The organism is Pseudoxanthomonas sp. SGT-18, from assembly GCF_003931645.1.
Taxonomy (GTDB): domain Bacteria; phylum Pseudomonadota; class Gammaproteobacteria; order Xanthomonadales; family Xanthomonadaceae; genus Pseudoxanthomonas.
Genome location: NZ_RRYJ01000002.1, coordinates 66456 through 81997 on the forward strand (window position 1 = coordinate 66456; position 15542 = coordinate 81997).

Annotated in this window: 12 protein-coding genes and 5 tRNA genes; 5 read left to right on the forward strand and 12 right to left on the reverse strand. The window is 71.0% G+C overall.

Annotated elements, in window-relative coordinates:
- Positions 1-168 precede the first annotated feature (168 nt).
- The 6 genes from EIM47_RS03315 to EIM47_RS03340 all read right to left on the reverse strand — a co-directional run bounded on the left by EIM47_RS03315 (position 169) and on the right by EIM47_RS03340 (position 9527).
- Positions 169-1650 (reverse strand): VWA domain-containing protein, encoded by a 1482-nt coding sequence (locus tag EIM47_RS03315; protein WP_240626140.1) that lies wholly within the window; start codon positions 1648-1650, stop codon positions 169-171.
- 336 nt (positions 1651-1986) lie between these two features.
- Positions 1987-3513, reverse strand: a complete 1527-nt coding sequence (ppx, locus tag EIM47_RS03320) for an exopolyphosphatase (RefSeq protein ID WP_028914829.1) — start codon at positions 3511-3513, stop codon at positions 1987-1989.
- A gap of 46 nt (positions 3514-3559) precedes the next feature.
- Positions 3560-5689, reverse strand: coding sequence for a polyphosphate kinase 1 (gene ppk1, locus EIM47_RS03325; protein ID WP_240626142.1), 2130 nt, complete (start codon positions 5687-5689; stop codon positions 3560-3562).
- Positions 5686-7110 (reverse strand): phosphate regulon sensor histidine kinase PhoR, encoded by a 1425-nt coding sequence (phoR, locus tag EIM47_RS03330; protein ID WP_240626144.1) that lies wholly within the window; start codon positions 7108-7110, stop codon positions 5686-5688. Before phoR ends, ppk1 begins: the two co-directional genes overlap by 4 nt.
- A gap of 11 nt (positions 7111-7121) precedes the next feature.
- The gene (gene phoB, locus EIM47_RS03335) at positions 7122-7811 is read right to left on the reverse strand and encodes a phosphate regulon transcriptional regulator PhoB (protein WP_026010729.1); all 690 of its coding nucleotides are present in this window, start codon (positions 7809-7811) and stop codon (positions 7122-7124) included.
- 75 nt (positions 7812-7886) lie between these two features.
- Positions 7887-9527 carry a M48 family metalloprotease gene (locus tag EIM47_RS03340; RefSeq protein WP_164514544.1) on the reverse strand — a complete coding sequence of 547 codons (1641 nt, stop codon included), beginning with the start codon at positions 9525-9527 and terminating at the stop codon, positions 7887-7889.
- A 200-nt stretch (positions 9528-9727) separates the two neighbouring features.
- Between EIM47_RS03340 and grxC the strand changes: the two genes are divergently transcribed.
- The 3 genes from grxC (at position 9728) to EIM47_RS03355 (ending at position 11550) form a co-directional block, all read left to right on the forward strand.
- The gene (gene grxC, locus EIM47_RS03345) at positions 9728-10015 is read left to right on the forward strand and encodes a glutaredoxin 3 (RefSeq protein WP_019399628.1); all 288 of its coding nucleotides are present in this window, start codon (positions 9728-9730) and stop codon (positions 10013-10015) included.
- Positions 10012-10395, forward strand: coding sequence for a carboxymuconolactone decarboxylase family protein (locus tag EIM47_RS03350; RefSeq protein ID WP_125076141.1), 384 nt, complete (start codon positions 10012-10014; stop codon positions 10393-10395). The genes grxC and EIM47_RS03350 overlap by 4 nt, the downstream gene beginning before the upstream one ends.
- 150 nt (positions 10396-10545) lie before the next feature.
- Positions 10546-11550: an isocitrate dehydrogenase gene (locus tag EIM47_RS03355; protein WP_019399630.1), complete on the forward strand. Its 1005-nt coding sequence runs from the start codon at positions 10546-10548 to the stop codon at positions 11548-11550.
- Between the two features lie 143 nt (positions 11551-11693).
- Here EIM47_RS03355 and EIM47_RS03360 read toward each other — a convergent pair whose 3' ends face one another.
- The 6 genes from EIM47_RS03360 to EIM47_RS03385 form a co-directional block, all read right to left on the reverse strand.
- Entirely contained in the window at positions 11694-12449 is a 756-nt protein-coding gene (locus tag EIM47_RS03360; RefSeq protein ID WP_019399631.1) for a Bax inhibitor-1/YccA family protein, read from the reverse strand.
- 137 nt (positions 12450-12586) lie between these two features.
- A tRNA-Leu gene (locus EIM47_RS03365) sits at positions 12587-12672 on the reverse strand.
- A gap of 82 nt (positions 12673-12754) precedes the next feature.
- A tRNA-Lys gene (locus EIM47_RS03370) sits at positions 12755-12830 on the reverse strand.
- 78 nt (positions 12831-12908) lie between these two features.
- Positions 12909-12985, reverse strand: a tRNA-His gene (locus EIM47_RS03375).
- Positions 12986-13019: 34 nt separating this feature from the next.
- Positions 13020-13096 (reverse strand) — tRNA-Arg (locus EIM47_RS03380).
- 39 nt (positions 13097-13135) lie between these two features.
- Positions 13136-13212: transfer RNA gene (locus EIM47_RS03385), tRNA-Pro, on the reverse strand.
- A gap of 245 nt (positions 13213-13457) precedes the next feature.
- Here EIM47_RS03385 and tig point away from each other — a divergent pair.
- Together tig and clpP are read left to right on the forward strand one after the other, a co-directional pair.
- A complete protein-coding gene (gene tig / locus EIM47_RS03390; protein WP_019399632.1) occupies positions 13458-14753 on the forward strand; it encodes a trigger factor in 1296 nt (431 codons plus the stop codon).
- A gap of 94 nt (positions 14754-14847) precedes the next feature.
- Positions 14848-15477 carry an ATP-dependent Clp endopeptidase proteolytic subunit ClpP gene (gene clpP, locus EIM47_RS03395; RefSeq protein WP_026010345.1) on the forward strand — a complete coding sequence of 210 codons (630 nt, stop codon included), beginning with the start codon at positions 14848-14850 and terminating at the stop codon, positions 15475-15477.
- Positions 15478-15542 lie beyond the last annotated feature (65 nt).

Sequence of the window (15542 nt, forward strand, 5' to 3'; positions counted from 1 at the left end):
GGGTGACGGGCCCGCGTTCGCCGGATAGCCAAGCGCATCCGGAACGGGACACCGTGCCGCTGGATCCTGCGTGCTTGCATGGCCGGCGGCTTCCCGGACGCGGCCTGCGGGCCTTGCCCGGGCGGCGCGTCGGGCCCCTCTCCGGCGGGAGAGGGGCGTGCCGGCGCTTTATTCCGCGGAGCCGCCGTTGCCGGTTTGCGGCGTGGTGACGTCGCGCGCCACATCGACCAGGCGCAGGAACTCGTGGCGCAGGCCGAAGCGGTCCTCGCCCAGCGCGCCGCGCGCGGTGGCGGCGACGTCGTCCCAGGTCCACTGGTCCACGTAGCGGCCGCCGCGCAGCAGGTCGGCATAGCCGGCCACCGCGGCGGCGAAGCGCAGGGACTCGCTCGCCTGCGCCCGCAGCGCCGAGCGCAGCACTGGGGTCTCGAGCAGCCGGCTCTCGTCCTGCCCGGGCAGCTTGTAGCGCAGGCGCAGGTGGGCCAGTTCGGCGGAGGCGGCGGCCGCGGCCGGGACCGGATCGGCGTAGCGCAGCGGCGGCAGCCGCTCGGCGCCGGAACCGACCAGGGTCAGCTCGTACATCGCGGTCACCTCGTGGCCGGCGCCGATGTCGCCGGCGTCCACCCGGTCGTTGGCGAAGTCCTCCTCGCGCAACAGCCGGTTCTCGTAGCCCACCAGGCGGTACTCGGCGACCACCGCCGGGTTGAACTCGACCTGCACCTTCACGTCCCTGGCGATGGTCAGCAGGGTGGCCTGCATCTGCTGCACCAGCACCCGCCGGGCTTCCTCCAGGGTGTCGATGTAGGCGTGCTGGCCGTCGCCTGCATCGGCCAGGCGCTCGGCCATGGCGTCGTTGTAGTTGCCCATGCCGAAGCCGAGCGTGGATAGGGCGATGCCGGCGCGGCGCTGGTCGGCGACCATGGTCAGCAGCGCGCCGCGGTCGGTGATGCCGGCGTTGAAGTCGCCGTCGGTGGCCAGCAGGATCCGGTTCACCCCGCCCTCGATGTAGGCCTGGCGCGCCATCGCGTAGGCCATGCGCAGGCCTTCGTCGCCGTTGGTGCTGCCGTAGGCGCGCAGCCCTTCCAGCGCGGCCAGGATCTCGCCGTGGCGGTCGCCGGGCGTGGGCGGCAGGACCAGGCCGGCGGTGCCGGCGTAGGCCACGATCGAGACCCGGTCCTGCGCGCGCAGCTGCGGCACCAGCTGGGCGAAGGCGCGCTTGAGCAGCGGCAGCCTGTCCGGGTAGTCCATCGAGCCGGAGGTGTCGACCAGCAGCACCAGGTTGGCCGGCGGCAGCTCGCGCTTGTCCACGTCGTAGCCCTTGATCCCGACCATCAGCAGCTGCCGCCGCGGGTTCCACGGCGCCGGCGCCAGCTCGGTGGTCACCTTGAACGGCACCTCGCGCGAGGCCGGGGCGGGGTGGCCGTAGTCGAAGTAGTTGAGCATTTCCTCCACCCGCACCGCGTCGGCCGGCGGGCGGTAGCCATCGCGCAGCATGCGGCGGACGTTGGCATAGCTGCCGGTGTCCACGTCGATCGAGAAGGTGGACACCGGGGCTTCGCGGGTGCGGCGCACCGGGTTGTCCTCGCGGGTGTCGTAATGCTCGGTGTTTTCCGCCGGCCGCGGCAGCGGGCGCTGCGGCATCGGCATGGGCATGGGCGCATGGGCCAGCGACGCTACCGGTGCAGGGGCGAAGGGCGGGGCCGGGTGCCTGGTCGCGGCCTCCCTGGCGCGCGACCGTTCGGCCGCGGCCCGCGCGGCCTGCATGGCCTGGGTGCGTGCCTCCGCCTCGGCGGCCGCAGGCGGGGATTTGGACGGAGTGGTGCAGGCTGCGAGCAGGACGGCCAGGAGGGCTGCGCAGGCGGAGGTCTTGCGGATCGCGGATGGTGCGGGCATGGGCGGATCTCGGGTGGGTCCGGACATGCAAACGGACGGCGCGCCCCGATGGGGTTGTACGGGTTCCCGGCGGGTGCCGGGCCGCCGTGCCGGCGTTCAGGCCAGCGCGTGCTCGAACTCGATGCCCAGGCCCGCCATGCCCTTCTTCTCGTCGGCCAGGTCGGCACGCAGCAGCGCCCGGTCCTCGACCCAGGCCTGGGGCAGGACGAGGCGCAGCGACGCCGGGCCCGCCTCCAGCTGCAGCGGTGGCAGTTCGTCGCTCTCATGGGAGCGGTGCAGCAGCACCGCCAGGCGCAGCAGTGCCGCCTTGCGCCGCGCAGACAGCAGCAGGCGGTCGGGCAGGGCGTCGAACGCCGACTTCGGGACGCCGCGGCGGTGGGTACGCACCAGCGCCGCCAGCACCTGCTGCTCCTGGCGGGAGAAGCCGGAGATGTCCGAATGCTCAAGGACGTACGCGCCGTGCAGGTGGTACTGGGTGTGTGCGATCGCCATGCCCAGTTCGTGCACGCTGGCGGCCCAGCCGAGCATGCGCGCGTCGTCCTCGTCCAGGGCCCAGGCCTCGGCCACCAGGCCGAACAGCTGCAGGGCCGTGTCCCGCACGCGCCCGGCCTGTTCCTGGTCGATGCCGTAGCGATGGATCAGCGCCTGCACCGAGATGTCGCGCGGATCGTTCTCGCCGCCGCGGCCGAGCATGTCGTAGAGGATGCCCTCGCGCATGGCGGCCTTGCTGACCAGCAGCTTTTCCAGGCCCAGCGACTGGAAGGCCGCCTCCAGCACCAGGATGCCGCCGGCGATGATCGGCCGGCGCTCGGACGACAGGCCGGGCAGGTCGATCTCGTCGATGCTGCGCGCCTGCAGCAGGCGTTCGCGCACCTGGGGCAAGGCCTGCGCGGTAATTGCGCCCTTGGTCAGGCCCATCGCCACGCAGATCTCGCTGATCGACTTGTGCGTGCCGGAGGAGCCGAGGACCTCGTCCCAGCCGCGCGCGCGGTAAAGGCTGGCGAACTGGCGGAACTCGCCGGTGATGACCGCCAGTGCTTCCTTCCAGCGCTTCTTCGACAGCTTGCCGCCGGGGAAGAAACGGCGGGTCGATGCGATGCAGCCTGCCTGCCGGCTTTCGCGCTCGATCGGCTCGAAGCCGCGGCCGATGATGAACTCGGTCGAGCCGCCGCCGATGTCGATCACCAGCCGCTGCTGGCCGGGCTTGGGCGGCTGGGCGTGGGCCACGCCCAGGTAGATCAGGCGCGCCTCCTCGCGGCCGGACACCACTTCCACCGGGAAGCCCAGGGTGGCCTCTGCCTCGGCCAGGAACGGCTGCGGATCGCGCAGCCGGCGCACGGTGTTGGTGGCCAGCGCGCGCACGTGCAGCCGCTCCACCCCGCGCAGGCGCTGGCCGAAGCGGGCCAGGCAGTCCAGCGCGCGCGCGCGCGACTGCGGTGCCAGGCCGCCGTCGGCGTCCAGGCCGTCGGCCATGCGCACGGTCTCGCGCAGGCGGTCGATCACCCGCAGCTCGCCCAGCGAATAGCGGGCGAGCACCATGTGGAAACTGTTGGAACCAAGATCGATCGCGGCCAGCGCATCGCCATCCTGGACCTGCGGGCGGGATTGGGAGGAATGGGGCATCGGCGAATCTTAGCGGATGCCGTCCCGCGGCCCGTAACCGGGGAGGCTAGAGCGCGTCCAGCAGCGCCTGCTGCGCCGAGTGCGGCGCCTCGCCCTCGGCGGGCACGCATTTGCGGTACGTGCCGTCCGGGCCCAGCTCCCAAGCATTGAGGTTGTCGGCCAGGCAGTTCTGCAGCACCTCGCGCTCGATCCGCTCGGCCAGCGCCGGGTCCAGGATCGGGAAGCAGATCTCCACCCGCCGCAGCAGGTTGCGCTCCAGCCAGTCGGCGCTGGCGCAGTACATCTCCGGGCGGCCGTCGTTGCCGAACCAGTACACCCGGCTGTGCTCGAGGAAGCGGCCGACGATCGAGCGCACGCGGATGTTGTCCGAGACCCCCGGCACGCCCGGGCGCAGGGTGCAGGCGCCGCGCACGATCAGGTCGATCTGCACCCCGGCCTGCGAGGCCTGGTACAGCGCGCGCACCACCTGCGGCTCGTTGAGCGCGTTCATCTTGGCCACGATCCGCCCGGGGCGCCCGGAGGCGGCCAGCTGCGCCTCGCGCGCGATCCGGCTCAGCAGCCCCTGGTGCAGGGTGAACGGCGATTGCAACAGGCGCCGCAGGCGGATCGACGGCGCCAGCCCGGACAGCTGCTGGAACAGCAGGTGCACGTCGTTGCCGATCTCCGGGTCGGCGGTGATCAGGCCCAGGTCGGTGTAGCTGCGCGCGGTGCCGCTGTGGTAGTTGCCGGTGCCCAGGTGCACGTAGCGGCGCAGGCGCCGGCCCTCGCGGCGCACGATCAGCAGCATCTTGGCGTGGGTCTTGTAGCCGACCACGCCGTACACCACCTGCACGCCGGCTTCCTGCAGGCGGTCGGCCACGCCGAGGTTGGCGTCCTCGTCGAAGCGCGCGCGCAGCTCCACCACCACGGTCACGTCCTTGCCGTTGCGCGCGGCCTGCACCAGGGCGTCGACGATCGCCGATTCCTTGCCGGTGCGGTACAGGGTCTGCTTGATCGCCAGCACGTCCGGGTCGGTGGCCGCCTCCTTGAGCAGCTCCAGCACCGTGCCGAACGAGTCGAACGGGTGGTGCAGCAGCACGTCGCCGCGCGAGACGGTCTCGAACACGCTGCCTTCCTCCACCCGGGTGCGCGGGGTGAAGGCCGGGTACTTCAGCTCCGGGCGCTGCACCAGCTCGTGGACCCGGATGACGCGGTTGAGGTTGACCGGGCCGTCGATGTAGTAGACCGCGTTCTCGCCCAGCTCGAAGTTCTGCAACAAGGTGCGCACGATCGGGCGGGGGCAGTCGTGGGCGATCTCCAGGCGCACCGCGGGGCGGTAGCCGCGCCCGGCCAGCTCGCTGCGCAGGGCCGAGGCCAGGTTCTCCACCTCGTCCTCGTCGACCACCAGCTCCGAGTTGCGGGTGACGCGGAACTGGTATGCGCCCTTGACCGTCATGCCGGGGAACAGCTCGTCGACGAAGGCGGCGAGCATCGAGGACAGCAGCACGAAGGCCTGCTCGTCGCTGCCGCGCAGCTGGCGCGGCAGCTCGACGATGCGGTTGAGCGAGCGCGGCGCGCGCACGATCGCCAGGTGTCCCGGTCGCCCGAACGCATCCATGCCCTCGAGCATCACGACGACGTTGAGCGACTTGTTGAGGATGCGCGGGAACGGGTGCGACGGATCCAGCCCCAGCGGCGACAGCACCGGCATGACCTTGTTGCGGAAGTAGGCGCGCAGCCAGCGGCGCTGGCGCGGGCTCCAGGCCTGGCGCGGCAGGATGCGCACGCCGGCCTCGGCCAGCGCCGGGCGCAGCACCTGGTTCCAGCAGTCGTACTGGGCCTGCACCAGCTCCGTCGCACGCGCGTAGATCGATTCCAGCAGCTGCGCCGGGGCCATCCCGTCGGACGCCGGCGGCAGGCCGAGCTGTGCGGCGTGGCGCACGGTGGCGGTGCGGATCTCGAAGAACTCGTCGAGGTTGGTGCAGGAGATGCAGAGGAAGCGCAGCCGTTCCAGCAGCGGCACCTGCGGGTCCAGGGCCTGGGCCAGCACCCGGAAGTTGAAGTCCAGCTGGGAAAGCTCGCGGTTGAGGTACAGGGCAGGGTCGCGCAGCGGGTCGGCCGGCTCGTGGCCGGTGGGCAGGGGCACCAGCTGCGGTGCCTCGGTGCCTGTGCGCGTGTCGGTGGTCGGACGGTTCATGGCAGCACCCCATGCAGCTGCTGATCATGCCTCGGACGGACGCGTTCGGGGCCGAAGTGGCAGGCGAAGGTGCTGCCCTGGCCCACGTTGCTGTCGATCGACAGCCGGGCCTGGTGCAGGCCCAGCACGTGCTTGACGATGGAAAGGCCCAGCCCGGTGCCGCCGCTCTCGCGCGAGCGGCTGCCGGAGACCCGATAGAAGCGTTCGGTCAGGCGGGGGATGTGTTCGGGCGGGATGCCGACCCCGGTGTCGCGCACGGCCAGCACCGCGCCGCCATCTTCGCCGCGGCGGAATTCGATCGCGATGGTGCCGCCGGCGGGGGTGTAGCGCACCGCGTTGCCGACCAGGTTGGAGAAGGCGCTGTGCAGTTCGCGCGCCGAGCCGAGCAGGTCGCAACCGGCGGTGTCGCGCACCTCGATGGCGTGGCGGCCCTGGCTGCAGGCCTCGGCCTCGCGTCGCAGGCTCGCCAGCACCGGGCCCATGGCTACTTCCTCCTCAGGCAGGCTGTCGCGCGCCTCCAGCCGCGACAGTGCCAGCAGGTCCTCGACCAGCTGGGTCATGCGCTGCGACTGCTTCTGCATCTCCGCCAGCATCGGGCCCCACCCGGGGAAGTCCTCCGGGTCGAGCATGTCCAGGTAGCCGTGGACCACGGTCAGCGGGGTGCGCAACTCGTGGGAGACGTTGGCGACGAAGTCGCGGCGCATCTGCTCCAGGTGCAGCAGCTTGCTGACGTCGCGTGCCAGCAGCAGCCAGTAGTCCTCCGAATAGGGGATCAGGCGCAGGTTCAGGCGCAGGCCCGGGTCCACCGGGGAGGGCGCGTCGAGGATCGGTTCGGCGTTGCGCCCGGCCGCCATCCAGCGTGCCATCGGCAGCGGCCGCAGGCGCGCGGCTACCGGCGCGCCCAGGTCGCGCGGGTGCTGCAAGCCCAGCAGCGCGGTGGCGGCGCGGTTGAACCACAGGATGCGCTGGGTGTTGCGGTCCACCACCAGCACCGCGTCCGGCAGCGCGGCGGCCGCGGCGCGGTAGGCCTGCAGCATGTCCAGCAGGCGGCGGTTGCGTGCGCGCATGCCGGCCTGGTTGCGGTGCAGGAGCCGGTCCAGCGCGTTCCAGGCGCCGCCGCCGGATGGCGGTTCGCGGTGCTGGCGCCGGTCCAGCGCGGCCAGCACCCGGTGCAGGCGCCAGCCGTGCCAGGCCAGCAGAGCCAGTGCCACCGCCGCCAGCACCGCGCCGGGATGGCCGCTGGCGAAGCCGCCAACGGCGGCGCCGGCCAGCACCAGCACCGTGCCGGCCAGGGTACGGCGCCAGGCCTGGCGTAGCCGGGCCGCGTCCTCGCGCGCGCCGGCGTCGGCGGGCAGGGCGGACTCCGGGTCGGGGAAGCGTGGTGCGCCCGCGGGCGGGAAGGGGCCGGTCCGGCTGTCCATCCGCGCGGGGATCAGGCCGAGGCCGAGAAACGGTAGCCGGCGCCGCGCACCGTCTGCACCATGCCCTCGGCGCCGAACGGCTCCAGGGTCCGCCGCAGGCGGCGGATGTGCACGTCGATCGTGCGCTCCTCCACGTACACGCTGCCGCCCCAGACGTGGTCCAGCAGCTGGGCACGGCTGTACACCCGGTCCGGGTGGGTCATGAAGAAGTGCAGCAGGCGGTACTCGGTGGGGCCGATCGGCACCGGGGCTTCGCCGGCGAACACGCGGTGGGCCGCGCCGTCGATGCGCAGGACGCCGGCCGAGACGCTGCCGTCCTCGTCGTCCTCGCGCGCGCGCCGCAGCACCGCCCGCACCCGCGCCAGCAGCTCGCGCGAGGAGAACGGCTTGACCACGTAGTCGTCCACCCCGGCCTCCAGGCCGCCGACCCGGTCGTTCTCCTCGCCGCGGGCGGTGAGCATGATGATCGGGATGTCGCGGGTCAGCGCCTCGCGGCGCCAGCGCCGGGCCAGCTCCAGGCCGCTGGTGCCGGGCAGCATCCAGTCCAGCAGGATCATGTCCGGGACGCGGTCGGCGATGGCGGCCTGGGCCTCGCGCGCGTCGCCCGCATGCACCGGCACGTATTCGCCCTTGCGCAGGGCAAAGGCGACCATGTCGCGGATCGCGGGCTCGTCGTCGACGATGAGGATCTGCTTCTGCACGCCGGCTCCTCCGGTATCGCCAGTCATTAGACTACCGTTGCATGACAGTTCCATGACAACGGCCGGCGGCGGCGTTCAACGCCGCTGCATGTCCGGATCGCGCACGCCCTGGCGGCGCAGTTCCAGCACCGTGGGGGTGATCGCGGCGATCCGCGCGTCGATCCGCGCGCGCGCCACGTAGTCCAGGTCGCCGCGCTTCTTCAGCGTCTCCAGCTGGATCAGCGCCTGCTCCGGCCGCCCGTTGAGGAAGGCGGCCTCGGCATAAGCCTCGCCGGCGCGCGCGCTGTCGCCGGCCAGCTCGCAGGCACGGGCGAAGGTGCGCTGGAACACCGGGTCGTTGCCGGAGCGCGCCAGCAGTGGCCGCAGCACTTCCTGGGCACGCTTGCCGGCGGCTTCGTTGCCCTGGGCGACCAGCACCCTGGCATAGGTCAGCACCACCGCGCGGTGGCCAGGGTGGCGCTGCAGCAGCTGGTCCAGGCGGGCATTGGCTTCGGCCGTGCGCCCGGCCTGCGCCTCGGCCTCGGCCAGGGCCAGGGCCACCCACAGGTTCTGCGGGTCCTCCTCCAGCAGCTGGCGCAGCTCGCCCGCCACCGCCGCCGGTTCGCTGGACAGGCGCACCACGGCCAGGCCATAGCGCTGCGCCGGGCTCAGCCCGGAGGGGCTGGCACGGCGCAGGGCCTCGTACTCGCGCACCGCCGCGTCGGTGGTGGTGGCGCTGAGCGCGCGCAGGCGCTCGCGCGCCCACTCGAAGTCGCCGGTGGCCCCGGAGGGCCGCGCGCTGCCGCCCAGCGAGGCCAGTTCCAGCCCGGCCGGGAGCAGGGGATTGCCGCGCCCGGCCAGCAGCGGCGGCAACTGCGGCTGCGCCGGGGGCTCGGCGACCACCCGCTCCACCCGCGAGACGGTTTCCCCGTCCACCTCGCCCACGGTGGTGGTGGCGGTGACGCTGCGCCCGCGCATCTGGTCGGCGCGCTGCTTGGCCTCGGCGATGCGGGTGGTGTTGACCGGGTGGGTGCGCAGGTACTCGGGCACGCTGTAGCCGCCGGAGTTGCCGCGGGTGGCGAACGACATGCGCGCGAAGAAGTCGGCCATCGCGTCCACGTCGTAGCCGCTGCGGGCCAGGGCGCGGATGCCGAGGCGGTCGGCCTCGTGCTCGTTGGCGCGGGTGTAGTTGATCTGGTTCTGCTGCATCAGGCCCATGGCGCTGATGATGGCCGCCTGCGAGGCGTCGCCGGAGGACGAGCCGCCGGCGGCCTGGGCCGCGACCACCGCCGCCAGCATGCCCAGCAGGATCGGGATCTGGTCGCGCTGGGCGCGCTCGACCCCGCGCAGCACGTGCTGCTGGGTGACGTGGGCCATCTCGTGCGCCAGCACCGCCGCCACCTCGTCCTCGCGCTCGGCGGTCAGTACCAGGCCGGCATTGACACCGATGTAGCCGCCGAGGGTAGCGAAGGCGTTGATCTGGCGGTCGCGCAGCATGAACAGCGTGTAGCGCTGTTCGGGCCGGTCGCTGTAGGCGCCCAGGCGGTCGCCCAGCGCCTGCAGCCAGTCGTCGATCAGCGGGTCGTCCAGCAGGTAGCCGTAGTTGCGCAGCTCGCGCAGCATCATCCCGCCGTACTCCTCCTGCCTGGCGGGGGTGAGCAGTTCGCCGGCCGAGGACCCGATGTCCGGCAGGCGCAGGCTGTCCTGCGCCGGAGCCGGCCCGGCCGGGGCCAGCATCAGCGTCAGCAGCAGGGCGGCGGCGAGGGGGCGGGGAGCGGGCAAGCGCGTTACTCCGTGGTTCGGCCCAGCATTGCGCGCGCGCCGGGCCGACGGGTGAATCCAAAGTTAATCCGGTGGCGGGACGGAGCGTTACGCGCGCGATCTCCGCAGCCCGATACCATAGCCGCTTCGACCCCGTAATACCGCTGGAGTTTCCCGTGTCCGAAGCGACCCCCGCCATCCGCATCTATTCCACCGCCATCTGCCCGTACTGCGTGGCGGCCAAGAACTTCCTCAAGAGCCAGGGCCGGGAGTGGACCGAAATCCGGGTCGATCTGGACCCGGCCGAGCGCGAGAAGATGGTCAACCTGACCCGCCGCACCAGCGTCCCGCAGATCTTCATCGGCGAGGTCCACGTCGGTGGCTACGACGACATGATGGCCCTGCATCGGGCCGGCAAGCTGCTGCCGCTGCTGGAAGGCCAGGCGCCGGAGGGTTCGGCATGAGCGGCGGCGACCGCGTCCGCGAGTTCACCGAGTTCCGCCAGCGCATGAACCAGCGGATCCTGGCCGAGCCCAACCAGGTCGTGCGCCGGTTCTTCGCCCTGGACACCCAGGCCTACCAGGCCGGCGCCCTGGACGTGAAGACCAAGGAGCTGCTGGGCCTGGTGGCCTCGCTGGTGCTGCGCTGCGACGACTGCATCAGCTACCACGTGGCCCAGTGCCGGCAGGCCGGGGTCAGCCGCGAGGAGTTCTTCGAGGCGTTCTCGGTCGGCCTGGTGGTGGGCGGCTCGATCGTCATCCCCCACCTGCGCCGGGCCGTGGACTTCCTCGACAGCCTGGAGGCGGGGGAGGCCGGCCAGCCCCCGGTCCACGAGCACGGTTGAGCCCGGGCCCGGCGAGGGCGGCCGGGCATGCTCCCAAGGTCGGAACCTGTATTCAGCCGGGATGGGGCATAATTTCAGCACCAACTTTCCCCTCCCTGCGCAGCCGGACCCGCTCCCGGGACCTGCCGCGCCTGTCCGGAACTATTCCTCATGACCCAGAAGATCACGGTCATCCGCGGCGACGGCATCGGCCCGGAGATCATGGATGCAACCCTGCACGTCCTCGACCAGCTTGGCGCGGGCCTGGAGTACGAGTTCGCCGACGCCGGCGTCGTGGCGCTGGAGAAGCACGGCGACCTGATGCCGAAGGAGACCCTGGCCTCGATCGAGCGCAACAAGGTCGCCCTGAAGAGCCCGCTGACCACCCCGGTGGGCGGCGGCTTCACCTCGATCAACGTCAGCCTGCGCCGCCACTTCGACCTGTACGCCAACGTGCGCCCGGCGATCTCGTTCCCGAACACCAAGTCGCGGTACGAGAACATCGACATGATCACGGTGCGCGAGAACACCGAGGGCGCCTACTTGTCCGAGGGCCAGGAAGTCTCCCCGGACGGCGAGGTCGCCGTCTCCAGCACCCGCGTCACCCGCAAGGGCTCCGAGCGCATCGTCCGCTACGCCTTCGAGCTGGCCCGCAGCACCGGCCGCAAGAAGGTCACCGCGGTGCACAAGGCCAACATCATCAAGTCGACCTCGGGCCTGTTCCTGAACGTCGCCCGCGAGGTGGCCGCGCAGTACCCGGACATCGAGTTCCAGGAAATGATCGTGGACAACGCCTGCATGCAGCTGGTGATGCGCCCCGAGCAGTTCGACATCCTGGTCACCACCAATTTGTTCGGCGACATCATCTCCGACCTGTGCGCCGGCCTGGTCGGCGGCCTGGGCCTGGCCCCGGGCGCCAACATCGGCGAGAAGGCGGCGATCTTCGAGGCCGTCCACGGCACCGCCCCGGACATCGCCGGCAAGGGCATCGCCAACCCCTGCGCGCTGCTGCTGGCGGCGGCGCAGATGCTGGACCACATCGGCCAGGGCGCCAACGCCGAGCGCCTGCGCAAGGCGATCGTCGCCACCCTGGAGGCCAAGGACGCGCTGACCGGCGACCTGGGCGGCACCGGCACCACCATGGGCTTCGCCAAGGCCATCGCCAGCCGCCTCTGAGCGGCCGCGCGGCAGCCACGCAGTACCTGGACGGGGCGCTTCGGCGCCCCGTTCTTTTTTGCGCCGGTGGCAGCGGCGGGGAGCGCGCAAACGCAAACGGGCGCCCGAAGGCGCCCGTCCGCGGGTCCCGCCGGGGCGGGAGGTCAGTCGCGCGACTGCAGCTTGGACAGCAGGCGCAGGATTTCCAGGTACAGCCACACCAGGGTGACCATCAGGCCGAAGGCGCCGTACCACTCCATGTACCTGGGCGCACCCTGCTCGACGCCGGTCTCGATGAAGTCGAAGTCCAGCACCAGGTTCAGCGCCGCGATCACCACCACGAACAGGCTGAAGCCGATGCCGATGATCCCGGACTCGTGGATGAAGGGGATCCGGATGTCGAAGAAGCCCAGCACGATCGAGGCCAGGTACACCAGGGCGATGCCGCCGGTGGCCGCGACCACGCCCAGCTTGAAGTTCTCGGTGGCCCGGATCAGGCCGCTGCGGTAGGCGAACAGCAGGGCGAACAGGGTGCCGAAGGTCAGCATCACCGCCTGCATCACGATGCCCGGGAAGCGGGCCTCGAACACCGAGGAGATGGCGCCCAGGAACAGGCCTTCGGCCAGCGCGTACAGCGGCGCGGTGACCGGCGACCACTCCTTCTTGAAGATGGTGGCCAGGGCCAGGACGAAGCCCGCGATCATGCCGCCCCAGACATAGCCCATGCCGGTCACGCCGTATTCGGTGACCTGCACCTGCGACCAGGCGAAGGCGCCGGTCAGCACGGCCAGCAGCAACAGCAGGCCGGTCTTGTTGACGGTGCCGTTGAGGGTCATTGCCCCGGCATCGCGCGACACGACGGTGCCGCTGCCGAGGTCGAGGAAGGTGGATTCCCTGAGGGCGGGATTTCCGCTGCGCATGGTTCGCTCCGTCGAATCAGGATGGACTGGCCGGAAGCATACAGGCAGCCACCGGAGCGGGGCATGACCGGCCGACCGGCGGCGGCCTGCGGACGACTGCAGGGACGATGCGCGTTTGCCGGCGGTTCCGCCGGGAATGGTGCGAAAGGCGGGACTCGAACCCGCACGGGGGTTACCCGCTGGAACCTAAATCCAGTGCGTCTACCAGTTCCGCCACTTTCGCGCGTGCCGGCGCATTCTAGCGCGCCGCAAATCCGGGTTGCCCAACGAAAAACGCCCGGCATTGCCGGGCGCTTCCTACAGGGTGGTGGGCCGTCAAGGATTCGAACCTTGGACCTACTGATTAAGAGTCAGCTGCTCTACCAACTGAGCTAACGGCCCCTGAAACCTGAGCCGCTCAGTGTAATGACACCTCGCGACTTGTGCAAGCCCCCTTTGCAGGAAATTTGCACCGAAGGGTGGGGTGGCTGATGGGATTCGAACCCACGACCACTGGAATCACAATCCAGTACTCTAACCAACTGAGCTACAGCCACCACATTTGAAGCAACTTCCGGCCAGTGCCCGTAATGGCGCGCCTGGCAGGAATCGAACCTGCAACCGCCGGCTTAGAAGGCCGGTGCTCTATCCGGTTGAGCTACAGGCGCACAACACGGTTTCGCATCGCCCTGCTGCCGACAGCAGGATGGTCGGGGTAGAGGGATTCGAACCCCCGACATCCTGCTCCCAAAGCAGGCGCGCTACCAGACTGCGCTATACCCCGGCGTTCTGGCTCCGGCTCCGGCAGGCCGGAAACCGGCTCCCGGAGCGTCCGCGCTCCGTAAGGCCGGCTATTGTCGTGAATGCGCCGAGCGCCTGTCAATGGCATCGTGACGAATACTGGCGCGGCCGCCGGGGATCGGCCAAACTAGCGCGTTTCCCGCGCACGCCGGCAGGATGTCGGCGCTGTCCGTCCACCCAAACCGATCGACCCGCGGCCAGCCGCCGCGGCGCAGGAGCCAAGACCACATGCAAGTTTCCGTCGAATCCACGGGCAACCTCGAGCGCCGCCTGAACTTCAGCCTGCCGGCGGAGCAGCTGGAAGCCGGCGTCAGCGGCCGCCTGCGCGAGATCGCCCGCACCGCCCGCATCAAGGGCTTCCGCCCGGGCAAGGTTCCGGCCAAGGTGATCGAGCAGCGCTTCGGCGACCAGGTCCGCGCCGAGGTCCTGGGCGCGCTGGTGCGCCAGACCTTCGACGCCGCGGTGCGCGAGCACGAGCTGCGCCTGGCCGGCGCCCCGCGCATCGACCGCGCCGCCGAGGACAGCCTGGACTTCGTCGCCACCTTCGAGGTGGTGCCGGACTTCGGCGAGATCGACGTGACCAAGCTCCAGGTGATCCGCCACACCGCCGAGGTCACCGAGGCCGACATCGACCAGATGATCGAGAACCTGCGCCTGCAGCGCCGCACCTGGAGCAAGGTCGAGCGCGCCGCGGCCAAGGGCGACCTGGTGGTCGGCACCCTGTGGACCGAGGCCGGCGACTTCCGCCAGCCGGCCGAGGGCGAGGAGCGCTTCTCCACCATCATCGGCTCGGCCCAGCTGCTGCCGGCGCTGGAAGACGCCCTGGCCGGCCTGGAGCAGGGCACCGAGCACGTGCTCGACGTGGCCTTCCCGGAGGCCTGGCGCCAGGCCGAACTGGCCGGCAAGACCGCCCAGGTCCACGTGGTCCTGCAGCAGGTCTCCGAGCCGGTGCTGCCGGAGGTCGATGCCGCGTTCATCAAGAGCTTCGGCGTCAAGAGCGGACAGATGGACAAGTTCCGCGAGGACATCCGCACCAACCTGGAGCGCGAGCTCAAGGGCGCGCTGATGAACCGCCTGCGCCGCGAGGTCGGCGAGCAGCTGGTCGCCGCCTACGCCCACGTCGAGCTGCCGCCGCGCACGGTCGAGAACGAAGCCCGCGGCATGCTGTTCCAGCAGCTGGAGCAGGTCCGCCGCAGTGGCCGCGACCCGGGCCAGGTCCCGGCCGACGCCTGGCAGCAGTTCCTGGAGCCGGCGCGCAAGCGCGTCCTGGCCGGCCTGCTGGTGGGCGAGATCGCCCGCCGCAACGACCTGCGCCTGGATCCCAAGCGCCTGAACGAAACCCTGCGTCTCATCGCCTCGACCTACGAGGAGCCGGAGCAGGTCATTGAGATGTACCGCAACGACCCCCAGCTGATGCAGGGACTGCAGGCCCGGGTGATGGAAGAGCAGGTGATCGACTGGATCGCCGAGCGCGCCCAGCACACCGAGCAGGCGCTGTCGTTCCAGGAAGCGATCCGGGCATGATGGCGCCGTGGCGGCGGGCCGAACCGCCCGCCGCCGCAGCCGGCCGGTCCGTCCGGCCAAGCACCCCCGACTACCCGCAAGAGGCGCCCGCAGCATGAGCATGATTCCGACCAAAGCCCTGAACCTGGTCCCGATGGTGGTCGAGCAGACCAGCCGCGGTGAGCGCGCCTACGATATCTACTCGCGCCTGCTGAAGGAACGGGTGATCTTCCTGGTCGGCCCGGTCGAGGACCACGTGGCCAACGTGATCATCGCCCAGATGCTGTTCCTGGAGGCCGAGAACCCCGAGAAGGACATCAGCCTGTACATCAACTCGCCCGGCGGCCTGGTGACCGCGGGCATGGCGATCTACGACACCATGCAGTACATCAAGCCGGACGTGAGCACCATCTGCGTCGGCCAGGCCGCCTCCATGGGCGCGGTGCTGCTGGCGGCCGGCGCCCCGGGCAAGCGCTACGCGCTGCCCAACTCGCGGGTGATGATCCACCAGCCCCTGGGCGGCTTCCAGGGCCAGGCCACGGACATCGACATCCACGCGCGCGAGATCCTGAGCATGCGCGCCAGGCTGAACGAGATCCTCGCCCACCACACCGGCCAGAGCATCGAGACCATCGCCCGCGACACCGAGCGCGACAACTTCAAGGGCGCCGCCGAGGCCAAGGCCTACGGCCTGGTCGACGAGGTCCTGGAGCGCCGCCCCGAGGACTCCATCCAGGCCGGCTGACCGGCCCCGGGCCCCGGGCGCGTCCCCCGACGCCCCCGGGCTCCCCCCGAGACCCCAGGTCCGGC

Excerpts from the sequence above, each read along its gene's own strand:
- phoR (WP_240626144.1), bottom strand. The coding sequence starts at position 7,110 with ATGGACAGCCGGACCGGCCCCTTCCCGCCCGCGGGCGCACCACGCTTC.
- ppx (WP_028914829.1), bottom strand. The coding sequence starts at position 3,513 with ATGCCCCATTCCTCCCAATCCCGCCCGCAGGTCCAGGATGGCGATGCG.
- EIM47_RS03350 (WP_125076141.1), top strand. The coding sequence starts at position 10,012 with ATGAGCGGCGGCGACCGCGTCCGCGAGTTCACCGAGTTCCGCCAGCGC.
- ppk1 (WP_240626142.1), bottom strand. The coding sequence starts at position 5,689 with ATGAACCGTCCGACCACCGACACGCGCACAGGCACCGAGGCACCGCAG.
- EIM47_RS03315 (WP_240626140.1), bottom strand. The coding sequence starts at position 1,650 with ATGCCCATGCCGATGCCGCAGCGCCCGCTGCCGCGGCCGGCGGAAAAC.
- EIM47_RS03360 (WP_019399631.1), bottom strand. The coding sequence starts at position 12,449 with ATGCGCAGCGGAAATCCCGCCCTCAGGGAATCCACCTTCCTCGACCTC.
- tig (WP_019399632.1), top strand. The coding sequence starts at position 13,458 with ATGCAAGTTTCCGTCGAATCCACGGGCAACCTCGAGCGCCGCCTGAAC.
- EIM47_RS03355 (WP_019399630.1), top strand. The coding sequence starts at position 10,546 with ATGACCCAGAAGATCACGGTCATCCGCGGCGACGGCATCGGCCCGGAG.
- clpP (WP_026010345.1), top strand. The coding sequence starts at position 14,848 with ATGAGCATGATTCCGACCAAAGCCCTGAACCTGGTCCCGATGGTGGTC.
- EIM47_RS03340 (WP_164514544.1), bottom strand. The coding sequence starts at position 9,527 with ATGCTGGCCCCGGCCGGGCCGGCTCCGGCGCAGGACAGCCTGCGCCTG.